Consider the following 15,396-nt stretch of genomic DNA (forward strand, 5'->3'; position numbering starts at 1 on the left):
GGAGACAACGATGGACCAGACCAACAACCCCACGCTATCGCGAGCATTGGCCGCAATGTGCACGGATGCCGCCGGCGCCGACTCGGCCTTGCAGGAGAAGTTCGCAATCGCGCTTCGCCATTTCCATGCAATGCTCGACGAACTGCAGCTGACCGATGTGGAGCTCTACCGCATCGCTGCCTGGCTTGGGCAGGTGGCGCGAGACGATGAGGTGATCATGCTGTGCGACATGATGGGCCTGACCATGCGTTCGCTGGACCTGGCCCGCACCGGCAGCGAAGCGACCGCACAGAACGTGACCGGTCCGTTCCCGAAGGACGGCATTGCCGAAGGCCCGAACCCCTGCCAGCTTGCCGCCGATGACGAACCCGGCCAACGGCTCGAATTGAGGGGGCGGGTGAGGGATGCGGTGAGCGGCCGCGTGCTGCCTGGCGCGGAGGTTATCGTCTGGCAGCCCAACCAACTCGGTCGCTATGAGAACGAGGACGACTCACAGTCCGACGACAACCTGCGCGGCAAGCTGCGTTGCGATACGGAGGGCAGCTTCCGGGTGCTCACTATCCGGCTGGGCGGCTACATCATCGGCCGCGAGGATACGGCGGTGGGAGTGCTGATGAAGCGGCTTGGTCGCAACCGGCAGCGTGCGCCCCACATCCACTACCGCGTGCTGCATCCGGGCTACCAGACACTGACCTCGCAGGTCTACTTCGCCGGGGAACCAGCCAATTCGGTCGACTGCATCTTCTCGACCATCGCCGACCATATCGTCGAAGTCACCCCACATCCCGAGCGCGACGGTCATCAGCTCATCACGCTGGACGTGGCAATGGAGCCCGTGGTCTAGCCAGCAGCGGTGATGGAGTGCGCCAGCGCTGGGGCCCGCAGCAGCGCGGATTCGATCATGGCGGCAGCCTCGCGTAGCGCCGGCAGCCGTTCGGACAGCAGGTTTTGCGTGTCGGCTCGCCCGGATTCGGTGGAGCAGTTGACCGCGGCGATGACGCGGCGGGAAGCATCCCGCACCGGCACCGCGACCGACAGCACGCCAATCTCCAGCTGGCTTTCCTGCAGCGCGTAGCCCTGCTCGCGAACCTGTTCCAGGGCCGTGCGCAGTTGGTCCGCTTCACTGAGCGTCATCGGGGTGTACTTCTGGAACGGCGCCTTGGCTAGCAACGCGTCCTGCTGTGCCTGCGGAGCGTGGGCCAGCAGGGTAAGACCGAGCGAAGTGCAATGCACGGGCAGGCGGTAGCCGACTGATGCCCGGAACACGATGCGTCGGCTGCTTGGCACGTGTGCCAGGTAGACCACGCTATCGCCATCCAGGATCGCCAGGGAGACGGCGTCGCGAAAGCGGTCGGCCACCTCTTGCAGGAACGGTTGGACGACATCGCGCAGGTTCATCGAACTGAGGTAGGCCGCGCCGAGCGACAGCACTTTCGGCAGCAGCAGGAAGCGGCGCCCGTTGGCGCCGACATAGCCGAGCGATTGCAGCGTAAGCAATGCGCGGCGTGCCGTGGCCGGGGTCATGCCTGTGGCCTGGGCGACTTCGCTCAGGGTCATCTCGGGCAAGCCCTCGGTGAACGCCTGGATGACGGCCAGTCCACGCGCCAGAGCCGCTACGTAGTCACGATGACCCTCGTCCGGTCGGGGCGAGGGTGCCTCACTGATGGGTGGGCGGGGCAGGTCGGTTGATGTCATGACCGCATTTTATCCGCACTTGGGCGGATGCCCTTTTTACGAACGAGACAGTTGTGGGAGGTAGCTGAATGACCCAAGCCGGAAACATGTCCGACAGCAAGCCCGAGGCTGGGCAGCCATGCCACTTGAGGGTGTGCGGGTGGTCGAGCTCGGATCGCTGATCGCTGGCCCCTACGCAGCCGGACTGCTGGCGCAGTTCGGTGCCGACGTGCTGAAGATCGAGCCGCCGCAGGACGGCGACCCGCTGCGCAGATGGCGCAAGCTGCATGACGGGACTTCGCTGTGGTGGTACGGCCAGAGCAGGAACAAGAAATCCATCACACTGGATCGGCGTTCGGCGGCGGGTCAGGAAATCCTGCGCAGCCTCGTGGCAGAGGCCGATATCGTGATTGAGAATTTCCGCCCCGGCACGCTCGAGAAATGGGGTCTGGGCTGGGAAGACCTACGTGCCGTCAACCCGACGCTCGCCATGGTACGGGTGTCGGGCTACGGGCAGACCGGCCCCTACAAGGATCGCCCCGGCTTCGCGGCGATTGCGGAGTCGATGGGCGGGTTGCGCTACGTGCCGGGCTATCCGGATCGTTCGCCGGTGCGCTCGGGAGTGAGCATCGGCGACACGCTGGCTTCGCTCTACGGTGTGATCGGTGCGTTGCTGGCAATGCACCACCCGCGCGCAAATGGTAGCGACGGGCAGTTCATCGACGTGGCGCTATATGAGTCGGTGTTCGCGGTGATGGAGATAGTGGGGCACGATGTCTCGGGGCAGGTGCTCAAGGCCGGCAAGCGCTCCGAACTCCATCCCGCGCCGCCTGTCGGCGCGGGGCGATGACCTGATGACCATGACCTGACCAAGAGGAGACCATAAGCATGGTGCAAGCCAATCCACCAGCCAGCCTGCTCGACAAGCTGTGGGCCAGCCACGTGATTCACGAGCAGTCCGACGGACCTTCGCTGATCTATATCGACCGGCACCTGGTCAATGAGGTAACCAGCCCACAGGCCTTCGAGGGGCTGCGCCTGCATGGCCGTGAGGTATGGCGTCCTGCATCGGTGCTGGCCACGGCCGACCACAACGTGCCAACTACCGAACGGGCGGCGGGCATTGCCGACCCGATCAGCCGCGCGCAGGTCGACGCACTCGAGCGCAACTGCGCTGCGACTGGAATCGTGAACTTCGGCATGAACGACCCGCGCCAGGGCATTCTGCACGTGGTGGGTCCCGAGCGTGGCGCGACGCTGCCCGGTATGACCATTGTCTGCGGCGACTCACATACATCCACACATGGCGCCTTCGGAGCCTTCGCTTTCGGTATCGGTACCTCGGAAGTCGAACAGGTGCTCAGCGCGCAGTGTCTGTGGATGAAAAAGCCGCGCTCGATGCTGGTCCGGGTAGAAGGTGAGTTGGCGGCAGGTGTTTCAGCCAAGGACATCGCGCTGGCGCTGATCGGACGCATTGGTACGGCGGGAGCGACCGGGTACGTGATCGAGTTCGCCGGCAGCACCATCCGTGGCCTCAGTATGGAAGGGCGCATGACCGTCTGCAACATGGCGATCGAGGCGGGGGCTCGCGCTGGCATGGTGGCCGTGGACGAAACCACGTTGGCATACTTGGCCCATCGCCCGCAGGCGCCGCAAGGTGAAGCATGGGAAAGTGCCAGCGCCTACTGGCGCACGCTGCGCAGCGATCCGGACGCAGTGTTCGACGCGGTCGTGGACATTGGTGTTGCGACGATCCGGCCGCATGTGACATGGGGCACGTCCCCGGAAATGGTGGTGGCGATCGACGAGCGCATTCCCGATCCGCGACAGGAAGCCGATCCGGTCAGGCGCCGTGGCATGGAACGGGCACTAACCTACATGGGGCTGGAGCCCGGCATCAAAGTGGCATCTATCGCGCTCGATAAGGTTTTCATCGGGTCGTGCACCAATGCACGGCTCGAGGACTTGCGAGCCGCCGCCGACGTGCTGCGCGGCCGCCACGTGGCGTCGAACATTCGTCAGGCGCTAGTGGTGCCCGGCTCCGGGCTGGTGAAGTCCCAAGCGGAAGCGGAAGGCCTTGACAGGGTTTTCATCGACGCTGGCTTCGAGTGGCGTGAGCCTGGATGCTCAATGTGCCTGGGCATGAATGACGATCGTCTTGCTCCTGGTGAGCGCTGCGCATCCACCTCAAATCGCAACTTCGAAGGCAGGCAGGGGCCCGGTGGTCGCACCCACCTGGTCAGCCCGCAAATGGCCGCGGCAGCGGCGGTTGCCGGGCACTTTGTCGACGTAAGCACCGTGCTGCAGGAGAAGTCAGCGTGAAGGCCTTCACAGTACTCGATGGGCTGGTGGCGCCTATTGACCGTGCCAATGTGGATACGGACGCCATCTTGCCGAAGCAATTCTTGAAATCCATCCAGCGCAGCGGATTCGGTCCGTATCTGTTCGACGAGTGGCGCTATCTCGACCCTGGCGAGCCAGGGCAGGACTGTTCGCAGCGGCCGCGCAATCCTGATTTCGTGCTTAACCAGCCGCGATACCAAGGCGCTTCGGTGCTGTTGGTGCGCGAAAATTTCGGTTGCGGATCGTCGCGCGAGCATGCGCCATGGGCCCTTGAAGACTTCGGGCTACGCGCGCTGATCGCCCCCAGCTTTGCGGACATCTTCTGCAACAACTGCATGAAGAATGGCCTGCTGCCGATCGTGCTGGAGGCTAACGTCGTTGACAGGCTTTTCGCTGAGGTCGACGCCACGCCGGGATACCGCCTGCATGTCGATCTGGCAACACAACTGGTGACGACACCCTCGGGCGACGCCATTTCTTTCTCGATGGATCCATTCAAGAAGCACTGCGTGCTGAATGGCTTGGATGACATCGGGCTGGCGCTGCAGCACGAGGAGGCGATCCGTCGCTACGAGCTGAACAGAATCAGGCACGAGCCCTGGCTGTTCCTATGAGCGGGCGCAAGCCACTCATGTCCCACACCCACATTTACAAGAAATCAGGAGACACCATATGCATGCCCATCGTACGACCGCGAGGTTTTCTGCTGCTGCGATCCTTCTCTCGTCCCGCTGGACGGGGCGTTTTGCAATGCTCGGCACGGCTTGGCTGTTGGGTGGCGGCGTTGCCCAGGCTCAGACATACCCCACGCAGACGATCCGTCTGATCGTGCCTTACGCGCCGGGCGGCACCACCGACATCATCGCCCGCCAACTGGCGCACCGTATGTCGGAGAAGCTAGGCCAGCAGGTCATCGTCGAAAACAAGAGTGGCGCCAATACCGCCATCGGAGCGGACCTGGTGGCCCGCTCCAAGCCCGACGGGTACACGCTGCTGCTGACCAACGATGCGACATTTGTGCTCAATCCGGTGGTCCTGCCTGGCTTGACGTATAACGTCTCACGTGACTTTATTCCGGTCGCGACGATTGGCTATGTGCCTCTGGTGATGGCCGTCCCGGCTAGCCTGCCGGTCAACTCCATGAAAGCGTTGACGGCCTACGCAAAAGACCGGCCCCACGCGCTCAGCTATGGTTCGTTCGGCAATGGCAGCCAACCGCATCTGATGGGCGAGCTGTTCAACAAGCTGGCAGGAACCGATCTCACCCATGTCCCGTACAAGGGTTCGGCTCCGGCCGTGAGCGATGTCATTGGCGGCCAGATTCTGTTCACGTTCCCCGCGTTGCCAACGATCCAAGGCTTCCTGGATGCGGGCAAGCTCAAGGTGTTGGCCGTCAGCGGGGAAAAGCGCACGCAGGCATTGCCAGACGTGCCGACGTTCACGGAGGCCGGCTTTGGCGAGATGAACATCTCCGCGGTCTACGGTGTTCTGGGTCCGGCAAAGCTGCCGAAGCCGGTGGTGGCCAAACTGAACGCGACGATCCTGGAGATCCTCAATGATCGGGATTTCGTCGAGACAAAATTCGCGGCGCAAGGCATGGTGCCCATGCGGCTCACCCCCGAGCAGTTCGCACGCTATATTGAGGACCAGACCCGGAAAACCACGCGGATCGCCGCGCTGGCCGGTCTAAAGAACTGAGTAAGTCGCCTGCCGGCCCCGGGGACAGCGGGCGGCGTCGCGTTGCCGGTCCTACGGGTTGCCCGGCTGCACCGTGACCGTGCACGTTGTTCCCATCGCGAGCGGCAGTCCGGCAGGCTCTTCGTCGAGGTGTATTCGCACCGGCACGCGCTGCGCCAGCCGGATCCAGGTGAACACCGGATTCACATCGGCGAGCAGGTTTGCGCCGGTGGGGTTGTCCCGGTCGGCGATGCCTCGCGCTAGGCTCTCCACGTGTCCTCGCAACGAGGCTCCACCGGACATCAGACGGACCTCCACTTTCGCGCCGACCTGCACGTTGGCCAGCTTGGTTTCTTCAAAGTACCCATAGACCCAATAGGAATGCTTGTCGATCACCGCCATTCGCGCGGTGCCTGCGCTTACATAGTCGCCGGCATACAGGTTGAGGTTGGTCACGTAGCCGTCCGCCGGCGAGCGTACTTCGCTGCGTTGCAGGTTCAGCCTGGCTGTGTCCACCGCCGCCAGGCTGGCCTGGTAGTTGGCCAGGGCCTGCTTCTCCTGAGCGCTGACATCTTCGCGGCTTTCGACGGAGATCACCGAACTGTCCAGATCGCGCCGGCGCATGGCTTGCTGATGTCGCATGTCGAGTTCCGCCTTTCGCGCCTGGGCCTGTGCCTCGGCCTGTGCAAGTGCCTGGCGGAATCGTTCCTGATCGATGACGAAGAGCAGGTCGCCCTTGCGTATCTCCTGGTTGTCGCGCACGGCCACACGGGCCACCAGCCCGGAGACATCCGCGGCAATGTTGATCACTTCGGCACGTACCCGTCCGTCGCGGGTCCAGGGCGAGTACATGTAGTGGGCCCAAAGGCTATAACCCAGGGCAATGGCAGCCGTAGCCAACAGACAGGTTGCCAGGATGCGGAGCAGGGATTGGAGATTGAGTTTCATGTGGCGGTTCTGGCGCATCAGTCCCAAAGCAGGAGTCCAATGCCGCTGAAAAGGCAGGCGAATAGCGCGACCCGGAACAGGGCCGGATGCCATACCAACCGATATATTCCGGCGCGTGCCAGCAGGTGGTCAAATATCCAGTACAGCACGCCGCAAGCCAGGAACACCGGTAGCAGCGATGGCATCAGCACCGAGAAGAAGGCAATTTCGCGTGGCATGGCAGTGGTTCCGGTTTGGGTCAATCTTGGTCCATTGCGGCGTCGAATCCCCCGCCCAGGGCCTGCATCAGGCGCGCCCAGGTGTCCAGCCGCGCGGCCTGCACCAGTGCCAAGGCTTGCTGCTGCCGTCTGAGTTCACTTTCGGTGGCGAGTACGTTCAGGTAATCGGTGAAGCCGCCCCGGTAACCTTTCTCGGCCAGCTCATACGCGCGCTGCGCAGATTTCAGCGATGCCTCGATATCCTGCTGTTGGTCCCCAAGCGAACGCAGCGAGATCACCTCATCTGCCACGCTCTGGAAGGCGGCAAGGACAGTCTTGTTGTAGGTCTCTACCGCCAAGTCATAGCTGGCAGTGGCTACGCCGTAGTTTCCCTGTCTTCGTCCACCGTCGAACAGAGGCAGCGAGATAGCCGCGCCGACGTTGTGGCCCACTGCGTCGCGGCTGACAAAGGTAAAGAAATTGCCGAATGCGGCCGAAGCCAGCCCGATGCTCGCCACCAGGTCAATGTTCGGATAAAAGTCGGCCTTCGCGGCTTTGATGCCGTGCGCCGCGGCTTCCACGCGCCAACGCTGCGCCACCACATCGGGACGGTGCCCGACGAGTTCGGCCGGTAGTGAGGACGGCACTGCTACCGGCGTCTCCAGCAGTAGGCGGGGGCGAAGGAGCCTTTCGCCCGCGCCGGGGCCCTGGCCGCTGAGGATGGCAATCTGGTTTTTCGCCAGCGCGACTTGCCGCTCGGACTGCTGCACTTGCGCGAGCAGCGCAGGAATCTGCGTCTGCGCCTGGCTTACCTCCAGTTCGCTAGCAAGGCCGCGGCTGGCGCGCTTGTGCACGATGTCATAGATATTGCGCTGACGCACGAGGTTTGCCTGGTTTACGTCGAGCAAGGCGTACTGCAGCGCCAGATCCACATAGGCCCTCACAACGGACGTTTCCAGGTTGATCTGGACCGTGCGGGCTTCTGCGGCCGTCGCCTGGACACCGTCCAGCGCGGCCTGAAGGATGGCGCGGTTGCGGCCCCACAGGTCCAGGTCGTAGGCGAGATCGACACTGACATGGTTGTTCCAAGTGGTATGGCCGCCGATGGGCTGCGGGGTGGCCAGGCGCGGAAAGCGCGTGCGGCCGAAGGCTCCGCCCGTGCTTATGCCAGGTTCAGTCGCCGCGCCGGCTATGCGGGCTGCGCTTTCGGCCAGTTGGCCACGGGCCAGTGCAATGCGCATATCAGGATTGCCGCCAACAGATTGCGTCACCAACGCATCCAGGTTCGGGTCCCCCATGCGTTTCCACCAGGCTAATTGTGGCCAGCCTGCATCGCCCTGGGTGGCGCGCAATGCCGTTCCGGGGTCAACGCTGGCAGCATCGATGAGCGTGGACGCTGGAGCGATCCCGCCCGTATCGGCGCAGCCGGCCAACGCCAGGGCAGCCGCGCAGCAGCAGGAAACGAGACGAGCGGGGGGGGCAGCGAATACCATGGACAACTCAAACAGGGTGCGTAGCCGCTCCTGCGAGCGAGTCGACAAGCGGAAATGCGCTGTCCAGCAGGGTAAGTCGGATGACATGCAACTGGGCACGCACTCGGGCCGGGCCGGCTGTGAGCACACCGGACGCACCGCCAGCCCAGTCAACGGACGCCGCTGTTTCATTGATCACCTGATCGATCGCACCGAGCGCCTGCTCCAGGGCTTGAGTCGAAGGATTCCGAAACAAGCCGGAGATGGCCGCTAGCAACAGGTCCTGCTGCTCTTGCCACGGTCCCGGCATGACATGCCGCACCACGGCTTCCCGTATGTCGATCACAGCCAGGCCGATCTCTAGCGTGGCGAAGGACCACTTCAACAGCGTCTCCTGACTGAACCTGCCGCTGCCAGCCCGCGTGCCGGCATACTGGACGAAGTCGCGGATATTGCTTTCGAAGGTGAGGCGTAGGCCCCTCAGGGAGCCATAGCAGACCCTCGAGGCCACGAGCGCACGCAACTGGCGCAAGTACCGATCAGCCAGCCAGCGGCTGCCGGTGGGCACGATGGTGGCGAACGCCAGTGAAGCCATTCCGATGCCCATCAGTGTTGCGAGGCCGGCGTCCAGATAGCCCACTGGGTTGTAGAGCGCAGGGTTTGTCAGGTTCGTCAGAAAGCAAAAGTAGATGCCGAATCCAAGTCCGATGGTTGCAGTCGCCGGGAAGGTTCCTAGATAGCTGCCTGCAAGGATGATCGGCGCCAGGCAGACTGCCAGCAGCGGGAAACCGTCGACCCGCGGCAAGATGACAAAGTTGAACGCCATGCCAGCCACCCAGGCCGTCAGGCAACCGATCAGCATGTGCCTGGCAACGGTGGTGGGTTGCGGCATGACCGAGTAGAGGGCGATGGCGATGGTCGCCGCGATAAGCGCGGAGCCGCCATTGTTCCAGCCCGAGGCGATCCAAAGCCACGAGCAGGCCAGGATGGCAACAGCAGCGCGCACGCCGGATGCGATGGCAAACGCGCGATTGGCGGAGTTCGGCAGCTTGTCAGGGCGGCTGTCGCTGGCGGGCGCTGTGCCGGGGAAATGTTGTGAGCGTATCGCGATAAAGCTGCCGGTGAACGCAAGCAGGTCGGCCATGCCGTCTTCGAAGAAGAGTGCACCAGCAGAAAAGCGGTCGCGCGTGGCGGGCGAAGCGTCCGACAAGGACGTTCTTGTGGACATGATGTGCGCCGGCAGTTCGGCCCGAAGGGCCTGCAGGCCCGCATGAAAATCGTGGACTTGTGCCAGGCTCAGACGGGACCCTGGCTCAGCGTTGGGCAGGATGGCAAGCAGACGCTCGAACAATGCGTGGAGCGCCTCTCCGGCACGATGATCCGCCACCTTCGCGACGCGCGCCTGCAGTTGGTGAATGCTGTGGAACCGCGCGATGGCATCCAGGAAATCGTGGTTCAGGCGGATCATCAGGGCGTTGTTCGCCCGCATCTCCGGGTCCTCGAATACGGTGGCGCTCCGCAGGCTCTCTAGCTGGGCCCGCTCGCCCATCAGGCGAAGGTGGGCTAACCCAAGAGCGTCCCCGGACTCACCCCCGCCAACGGCCTGTCGGATAAAGCTGATGAAGCTTGTCAGATGTTGGTGCCCCGCGCTGAGCAGCATCGCCTTCACTCGTTGTGGAAAGACCAGACCGCTCACCAGGCCCGCGCAGAGGATCCCCACCGACACCTCGCTGAGGCTGACAACCACGTTGTCAAAGATGGCGTAGGGATTGTTGATCGAAGGCACTGCGGCTATGCAGGTGGCATAGCCCGACAGCACAAAGCCGTAAGACTGGTAGTTGCGATAGTAGGCTGCGCCAGCCACGCACAGGCCGATCCAGACGGACAGGCCGGCAAAGAACAACACCCGCTCTTGTGGAAAGGCATGGAACAGCATCAAGGCCGCCAAGTTGCCCACGAGCATGCCCGCAGCGCGGTAGAAACCCCTGGCAAACACCATGCCGCTGTGCTGATGCATCATCAGAATCACCACCGAAACCATGGCGGTGCGCGGTGCTGATAACTCCAGTCGCATACTTAGCCAAGTGGCCATGAGCACGGCTAGCGCGGTCTTGGCGGCATGGAGCCAGCGGCCGGCATCGGCTTGCCAGTATGCACGCAATGCACTGGTCAGTCTGTCCGTCGCCACGTCTGCCCGAAGCGCCTCTGCTTCCATGTCGGAACCTAGGGAAGCAGCACAAATTTTCCGGGCCCAGCACCCATCAGCAGGGCGAAACCTCCAATGATGCTGATGTGTTCCAGGAACCCGGTGAACATGAGCGTACGCTGCGCACCCTCCTGGTTCCAGAAATCATAGAAGAGCACCGCCGTCGCTAGCGTGAATAGCGCCAGCAAGAGCGACGCCGTCGTGGTCTGGAATCCTGCCATGATGGCCAGCCCACAAATGAGCTGGACGGCAATCGTAGCGGACAGCGCTAGTTGCGGGAACGGCAGGTTGCGCGATTTGACCTCGTCCAGCCCATGACTGAAGAAAAGGAGCTTGTTGGCGCCACTAAGCACGTACATAACCGCAATGAACAGTCGGCCGGCAAAAAGGTAGTAGTCAGACACGCGAGTCTCCGGAAAAGTCTGCCTGTTCCGCTCGGCGCGAGCGCGGCAAGCTTGTTCAGGATAGGCGAGACCATCTGTTCAGTGTGAGAGGCGGAGGCAGAACTCGCTGTTCGATGTGGTAGAACGCATGGGCCGCCTTGTCCTCTGCAAGGCGAGAATGGGATTCGGCGCAGACGGCAGGCTTGGCCGGCTCGCGGAGCGATAGCCTTGTACCCGCCACCCCGGCGCGTTAGGAGTCTCACGGCGAGGTCAAACCAACCAATTCATCTGCTCTTCGGCCCATTCTTGAGACACGCGCGAGCTTCTTTCCGTGGCTGTTGAAAGGAGTACCTCAAGGACCAGAATCGGTATGTGGATTCAATGGATCGATGCAACACCTCCATGTCGCGGCCGTCCCTGAACGACCCTTTGTGGCCTGTTGCAATACTGGCGAACAAAAGGCCGTTTCCGAGTGTGCGCCGGACGCCGCGCGATAGCGGTCGATCGGTGTCTGTAGAACACGCCAGCGAAACTCTGGGGAAGGCCGCCCCTTTACCGATGGGCCGGCGCGACCATAGCACCTACTCGATCAGCAATAGGTCGCACCGGTATCGCGATGCAGATGCTCGACGTTGCTTGCGGTACCGTGGTACCGGGGAGGGCTGGAAAACGCTTATGGAGCGCTGTGCGCCGCTTGGGTCGTCAGCACAATCTTGCCGATGTGCGTGCCTGAGTCCATCAGCTCATGCGCGCGGCGCGCATCGCCGAGATCGAAGGTCTTGTACATAACTGGCTTCACCGCGCCGCGCCGAATGTGCGGAAAAACAGATTGTTCGAGATCCTCGATCAACACCGCCTTTTCCTCGTGTGTGCGCGAGCGCAGCGTTGAGCCGATGTGCGTGAGACGCTTCGCCAGCATCGGGAATAAGTCGAGTGACTGCGCCGGACCCTTGATCACGCCGATCTGGACAATGCGGCCGTCCATCGCAGCCGCTGCGTAATTGCGCGCGACGTAGTCGCCGGCAATGATATCGACAACCACGTCGACGCCACGCCCGTCCGTCGCGCGTGCTACCGCCTCGACGAAATCCTCGTTGCGGTAATCCACGGCGACATCGGCGCCCAGCGCAATGCTCGCGTCGCGCTGGGTATCGGAGCCGACTGTCGTGATGATCTTTGATGCGCCAAACGCTTTTGCAAGCATCGTCGCCGTGGTGCCGATCCCGGATGCGCCGCCGTGGATAAGCACGCTTTCGCCTGCCGAGAACTTGCCGCGCTGGAACAGATTCAGCCATACCGTTAGAAAGGTCTCCGGCAGCGCAGCTGCCTCAACCATTGAGAGACCCTCCGGAATCGTCAGCGTATTGCTCTCATGCGCGACTGCGTACTCCGCGTAGCCGCCGCCCGGGACCAGTGCGCAGACGAGGTCGCCTACTGCGAACCGGATCACGTCGCGCCCGACGGACACGATCTCGCCTGCGACTTCGAGTCCGGGGATGTCCGAGGCACCCGGTGGCGGATCATACAAGCCCCTGCGCTGCATGACATCGGGGCCGTTCACGCCGGCGGCATGAATGCGGATCAATACTTCGTCGGCTGCCGGCACGGGAACTGGCCGCTGCACCGGCGCAAGAACATCGGGCCCCCCTGGTTGCGTGATCTCGATTGCGACCATTGCTGCAGGAATGGTATGCGTTGCGTGTGTCATGAGTTCATCCTTTCAAAATGCCGGATGCACTGCGGATTCGAGCAACTTGCTTGATCGGTGCATCGTTGAAGCAAAGTGTAGGGAGGCTGCCGGTCCTTTGACACGCAGCGATTTGCTGGTCGTATGATGCAAATTTGCATCATGCGGGAGGCGACATGAACTGGGACGACGCGCGCATCTTCGTTGCGCTCTATCGGGAACGGACGTTGCGCGCCGCCGCCCGCGCGCTCGACATCGACCAGGCGACGGTAGGCCGCAGGCTTGCGGTGCTCGAGCATGCACTTGGCTCGACCCTATTCCTGCGCACCTCGAATGGCTATGAGCTCACACAGGTCGGCAAGCTCGCGATCCGCGCCGCGGAGGCGATGGAGCAGTCCGCGCACGATCTAGTGCGCCACACTCAAGGCATGGACAAGCGCCTCGCCGGCGAGGTGAAGCTCTCGACGACGGACGCACTAGCGCAGGAGTACGTGGTGCCGGCGATCGAGAGCCTGCATGCACAGCACCCCGACGTATCGGTGGTCCTCGACACGACGACGCATGTCCTCAATCTCGCGAAGCGTGAAGCCGATATCGCGGTGCGAACCGTCAAGCCGCGAAACCCGGATCTGCTCGCGCGTCGTCTTGCGAGCTGGGACGTGGGGCTGTTTGCCTCGCCAGCCTATATCCGGCGCCACGGCGAACCAGTACCCGGGGAGCGATTCCTGGGGCACGATCTTGTCGTCTATCAGCCGCATTTCGCCAAGGCGCGCGCGCCGTCGTTCATTGGAGAACCGCTGACGGATGGCCGTATCGCCGCAAGACTGAACACGAACCTGACTCTGCGCGCGGCACTCAAGGCCGGCCTCGGCATCAGCGAGATTCCCGTTCCGATGGGCGAACGCGATGGTCTCGTGCGGATCTGGCCAGACCGCACTAGCGGTGCACCGTATGAGGTCTGGCTCGTAACGCATCAGGATCTGCGGCACACCGCGCGCGTCCGCGTGACGATCGACGAGATCGTCCTGGCGTTCGGTCGATAGCAGCGCAGGCGCGGCCTCGTTACGACGGATGTCTTTCCGATGCGGCTGTGCATGGGGACGAATTGCTTTTGGGCGGCGACGTGCAACCACGGAACCCGCAGCGACGACTCCAGTTTTCTGGTCAAGGCAATGGCAAAACGTGGGGATCAGGTTTGAATGCGATCCTCTGCGTGGGATGCCGGACTCGATATCTGGCCAACGCAACCGACTGGCCGGAATTGCCGAGTAAGTAAGGCTCGGCGTTCAGGGCCCAGTGACCGATTGCAGCGCAGTGCCGACGTCTGAGCGTCCGGCCGACCAGATGGGCGGATGTTGCCTCATGGCCGAACGCGGACATAGGGGCGCTGCTTCCCTCAGGGGCCGCATGACACGGCCGCCGAAGGTAGCTATCGGCCATCTGCGGACCTTGGCCAAAGAGTCCACAGTGACATTCAATTGACGGATCAATCCAGATGGTGGACGTTCCGATTTAATACCGTGCGGTTCGCCAGTAGATGCCGATCGGCACGCAATCGGCGGAGGTCCCTTACCGGCGAATTGAAAACCGGCTTCGTCGGGTGATTATTCGCCGGATCCGACCGGGTGCTCACCGTCTGCGCATCAATCTCGCATCAATTCCTGCGTCGAGGGTCATGCTGATCGCCGCGACCACTCCGAACAGCACATGCGCCTCCGCGCTGGTGGCTATCCCCTGTTTGTCCGCGACCTGTTTCGTGCCAGTAACTCGCTGTGAACGGCCTTGATGCCGGGGCAGTTGCGAGCCTCGGTTTCCAGGATCGTGCACGTTGCGGCGTCACGTACTGTGCCTCGCAATGTCACGATGCCGTCGTGCGCCTCTGCACGTACCGTACCCGCATCAACCGTCTGCGCGAAGCGTTCGTCGAGGACAACAACGAGATACGAGTCAGACTGAGGCAGCACCGTGTCGCCGATTGAGTCCGTAACGTTCAGCCCCAGCACTGCAGGAACGGGCGCGGGCATCCCCTCGAACTCCGGCGCGGCGCTCTGCTGCCTGGGCCCATGCAGTACATGCTGTAGCTTTCTACGCCCTCGGGTTGCTTGCCACCGAACCGTACGTGATAGGGGTGAGACAAGGTGCTTTCGCTCGACAGGCCCGTCTGTAGTTAATCTGCCACGTCTACGCCACGTTCCACGCCGCAATGACTGCCGTACCGAAAGTCAGTCAGCGGCGCGTGCTCCTGGATGGCGCTGCCCGCGCGCTGCATATCCGACTTCTCCGGATCACGGCGTATGGCGCTCATAGACGATCGCGATGGTTCTTCGCTCATGGTGTCTTTCTCCTTGGCGACGAAGCAGCTGACCTGTCAGCACACTACATCTTCTGCTTTGTGCTCTCCGCGGCGCCCTGCACCTTCTCGCCGCCGCGTTCGATGTCCTTGCCCGCGCCTGAAATGGTGTTGCAGCCAGCGATCAACAGCATGCCTGCGAGAGTGATAAGTGCGTACAGTTTCCTCATGACGATCTCCTTGCTTCCTTTCGACGCGGGCACGCCCCGCTGATGGATTAGCCCGGACTGGTTAATTGAGCGTAGCAAGCAAGAAACTGTGCGAGCAGTCAGCATTCGTCCTACATCGGTGTCGGCGGGCAGCGCAATGGGCAATTCCTCAATTGGCAACCCCGCATTGGAACGTTCCATATGAGCGATCGCATCGGTTTCGCTCGCGCAGATCATAAGGACGCACGCTCTTCGAGAACCTTAGGAACACCTGCGGCTATCGCAGCGCCGCGAGAGGCGCAGGCGCAGG

At 62.6% G+C, this 15,396-nt stretch carries 15 protein-coding genes and 1 pseudogene; 6 read left to right on the forward strand and 10 right to left on the reverse strand.

Annotated features, from left to right (window positions below):
• Window positions 1-10: 10 nt before the first annotated feature.
• The gene (locus RMET_RS22030; protein ID WP_011518762.1) at window positions 11-844 is read left to right on the forward strand and encodes a dioxygenase family protein; all 834 of its coding nucleotides are present in this window, start codon (window positions 11-13) and stop codon (window positions 842-844) included.
• Here RMET_RS22030 and RMET_RS22035 read toward each other — a convergent pair.
• Window positions 841-1,695, reverse strand: a complete 855-nt coding sequence (locus RMET_RS22035) for an IclR family transcriptional regulator domain-containing protein (RefSeq protein WP_011518763.1) — start codon at window positions 1,693-1,695, stop codon at window positions 841-843. The genes RMET_RS22030 and RMET_RS22035 overlap by 4 nt on opposite strands.
• Window positions 1,696-1,813: 118 nt before the next feature.
• On the opposite strand from RMET_RS22035, the pseudogene RMET_RS22040 reads away from it, so the two are divergent.
• The 4 genes and pseudogenes from RMET_RS22040 to RMET_RS22055 all read left to right on the forward strand — a co-directional run.
• Window positions 1,814-2,434: pseudogene (locus RMET_RS22040) on the forward strand (CaiB/BaiF CoA transferase family protein); the annotation flags it as partial.
• A gap of 128 nt (window positions 2,435-2,562) precedes the next feature.
• A complete protein-coding gene (leuC, locus tag RMET_RS22045; RefSeq protein ID WP_011518765.1) occupies window positions 2,563-3,996 on the forward strand; it encodes a 3-isopropylmalate dehydratase large subunit in 1,434 nt (477 codons plus the stop codon).
• Window positions 3,993-4,631 carry a 3-isopropylmalate dehydratase small subunit gene (leuD, locus tag RMET_RS22050; RefSeq protein ID WP_011518766.1) on the forward strand — a complete coding sequence of 213 codons (639 nt, stop codon included), beginning with the start codon at window positions 3,993-3,995 and terminating at the stop codon, window positions 4,629-4,631. The genes leuC and leuD overlap by 4 nt, the downstream gene beginning before the upstream one ends.
• A 58-nt stretch (window positions 4,632-4,689) precedes the next feature.
• Window positions 4,690-5,715 (forward strand): Bug family tripartite tricarboxylate transporter substrate binding protein, encoded by a 1,026-nt coding sequence (locus RMET_RS22055; protein ID WP_011518767.1) that lies wholly within the window; start codon window positions 4,690-4,692, stop codon window positions 5,713-5,715.
• 51 nt (window positions 5,716-5,766) lie between these two features.
• Here the strand turns inward: RMET_RS22055 and RMET_RS22060 are convergent, their stop codons facing one another.
• From RMET_RS22060 to RMET_RS22085, 6 genes are all read right to left on the reverse strand, one after another.
• A complete protein-coding gene (locus tag RMET_RS22060; RefSeq protein WP_029310129.1) occupies window positions 5,767-6,642 on the reverse strand; it encodes an efflux RND transporter periplasmic adaptor subunit in 876 nt (291 codons plus the stop codon).
• Between the two features lie 17 nt (window positions 6,643-6,659).
• On the reverse strand, window positions 6,660-6,860 hold the full coding sequence (locus RMET_RS22065; protein ID WP_029310130.1) for a DUF1656 domain-containing protein: 201 nt from the start codon (window positions 6,858-6,860) through the stop codon (window positions 6,660-6,662).
• Between the two features lie 20 nt (window positions 6,861-6,880).
• Complete coding sequence (locus tag RMET_RS22070) at window positions 6,881-8,332, reverse strand: efflux transporter outer membrane subunit (RefSeq protein WP_011518770.1); 1,452 nt, start codon at window positions 8,330-8,332, stop codon at window positions 6,881-6,883.
• Window positions 8,333-8,339: 7 nt separating this feature from the next.
• Window positions 8,340-10,526: an FUSC family protein gene (locus tag RMET_RS22075; RefSeq protein WP_011518771.1), complete on the reverse strand. Its 2,187-nt coding sequence runs from the start codon at window positions 10,524-10,526 to the stop codon at window positions 8,340-8,342.
• Between the two features lie 8 nt (window positions 10,527-10,534).
• Entirely contained in the window at window positions 10,535-10,921 is a 387-nt protein-coding gene (locus RMET_RS22080; RefSeq protein WP_011518772.1) for a DoxX family protein, read from the reverse strand.
• A 652-nt stretch (window positions 10,922-11,573) separates the two neighbouring features.
• Window positions 11,574-12,608, reverse strand: coding sequence for an NAD(P)H-quinone oxidoreductase (locus RMET_RS22085; protein ID WP_011518773.1), 1,035 nt, complete (start codon window positions 12,606-12,608; stop codon window positions 11,574-11,576).
• 155 nt (window positions 12,609-12,763) lie between these two features.
• On the opposite strand from RMET_RS22085, the gene RMET_RS22090 reads away from it, so the two are divergent.
• Window positions 12,764-13,630 (forward strand): LysR family transcriptional regulator, encoded by an 867-nt coding sequence (locus RMET_RS22090; protein ID WP_011518774.1) that lies wholly within the window; start codon window positions 12,764-12,766, stop codon window positions 13,628-13,630.
• A 684-nt stretch (window positions 13,631-14,314) separates the two neighbouring features.
• On the opposite strand, the gene RMET_RS33675 is transcribed toward RMET_RS22090, so the two are convergent.
• The 3 genes from RMET_RS33675 to RMET_RS22100 form a co-directional block, all read right to left on the reverse strand.
• Entirely contained in the window at window positions 14,315-14,611 is a 297-nt protein-coding gene (locus tag RMET_RS33675; RefSeq protein ID WP_029310131.1) for a BON domain-containing protein, read from the reverse strand.
• A gap of 143 nt (window positions 14,612-14,754) precedes the next feature.
• Window positions 14,755-14,919, reverse strand: coding sequence for a hypothetical protein (locus tag RMET_RS33680; RefSeq protein WP_155877865.1), 165 nt, complete (start codon window positions 14,917-14,919; stop codon window positions 14,755-14,757).
• 44 nt (window positions 14,920-14,963) lie between these two features.
• Window positions 14,964-15,107, reverse strand: a complete 144-nt coding sequence (locus RMET_RS22100; protein WP_008652347.1) for an entericidin A/B family lipoprotein — start codon at window positions 15,105-15,107, stop codon at window positions 14,964-14,966.
• Between the last annotated feature and the right edge of the window lie 289 nt (window positions 15,108-15,396).

It is taken from the genome of Cupriavidus metallidurans CH34, from assembly GCF_000196015.1.
GTDB classification, from domain to species: Bacteria; Pseudomonadota; Gammaproteobacteria; order Burkholderiales; family Burkholderiaceae; genus Cupriavidus; species Cupriavidus metallidurans.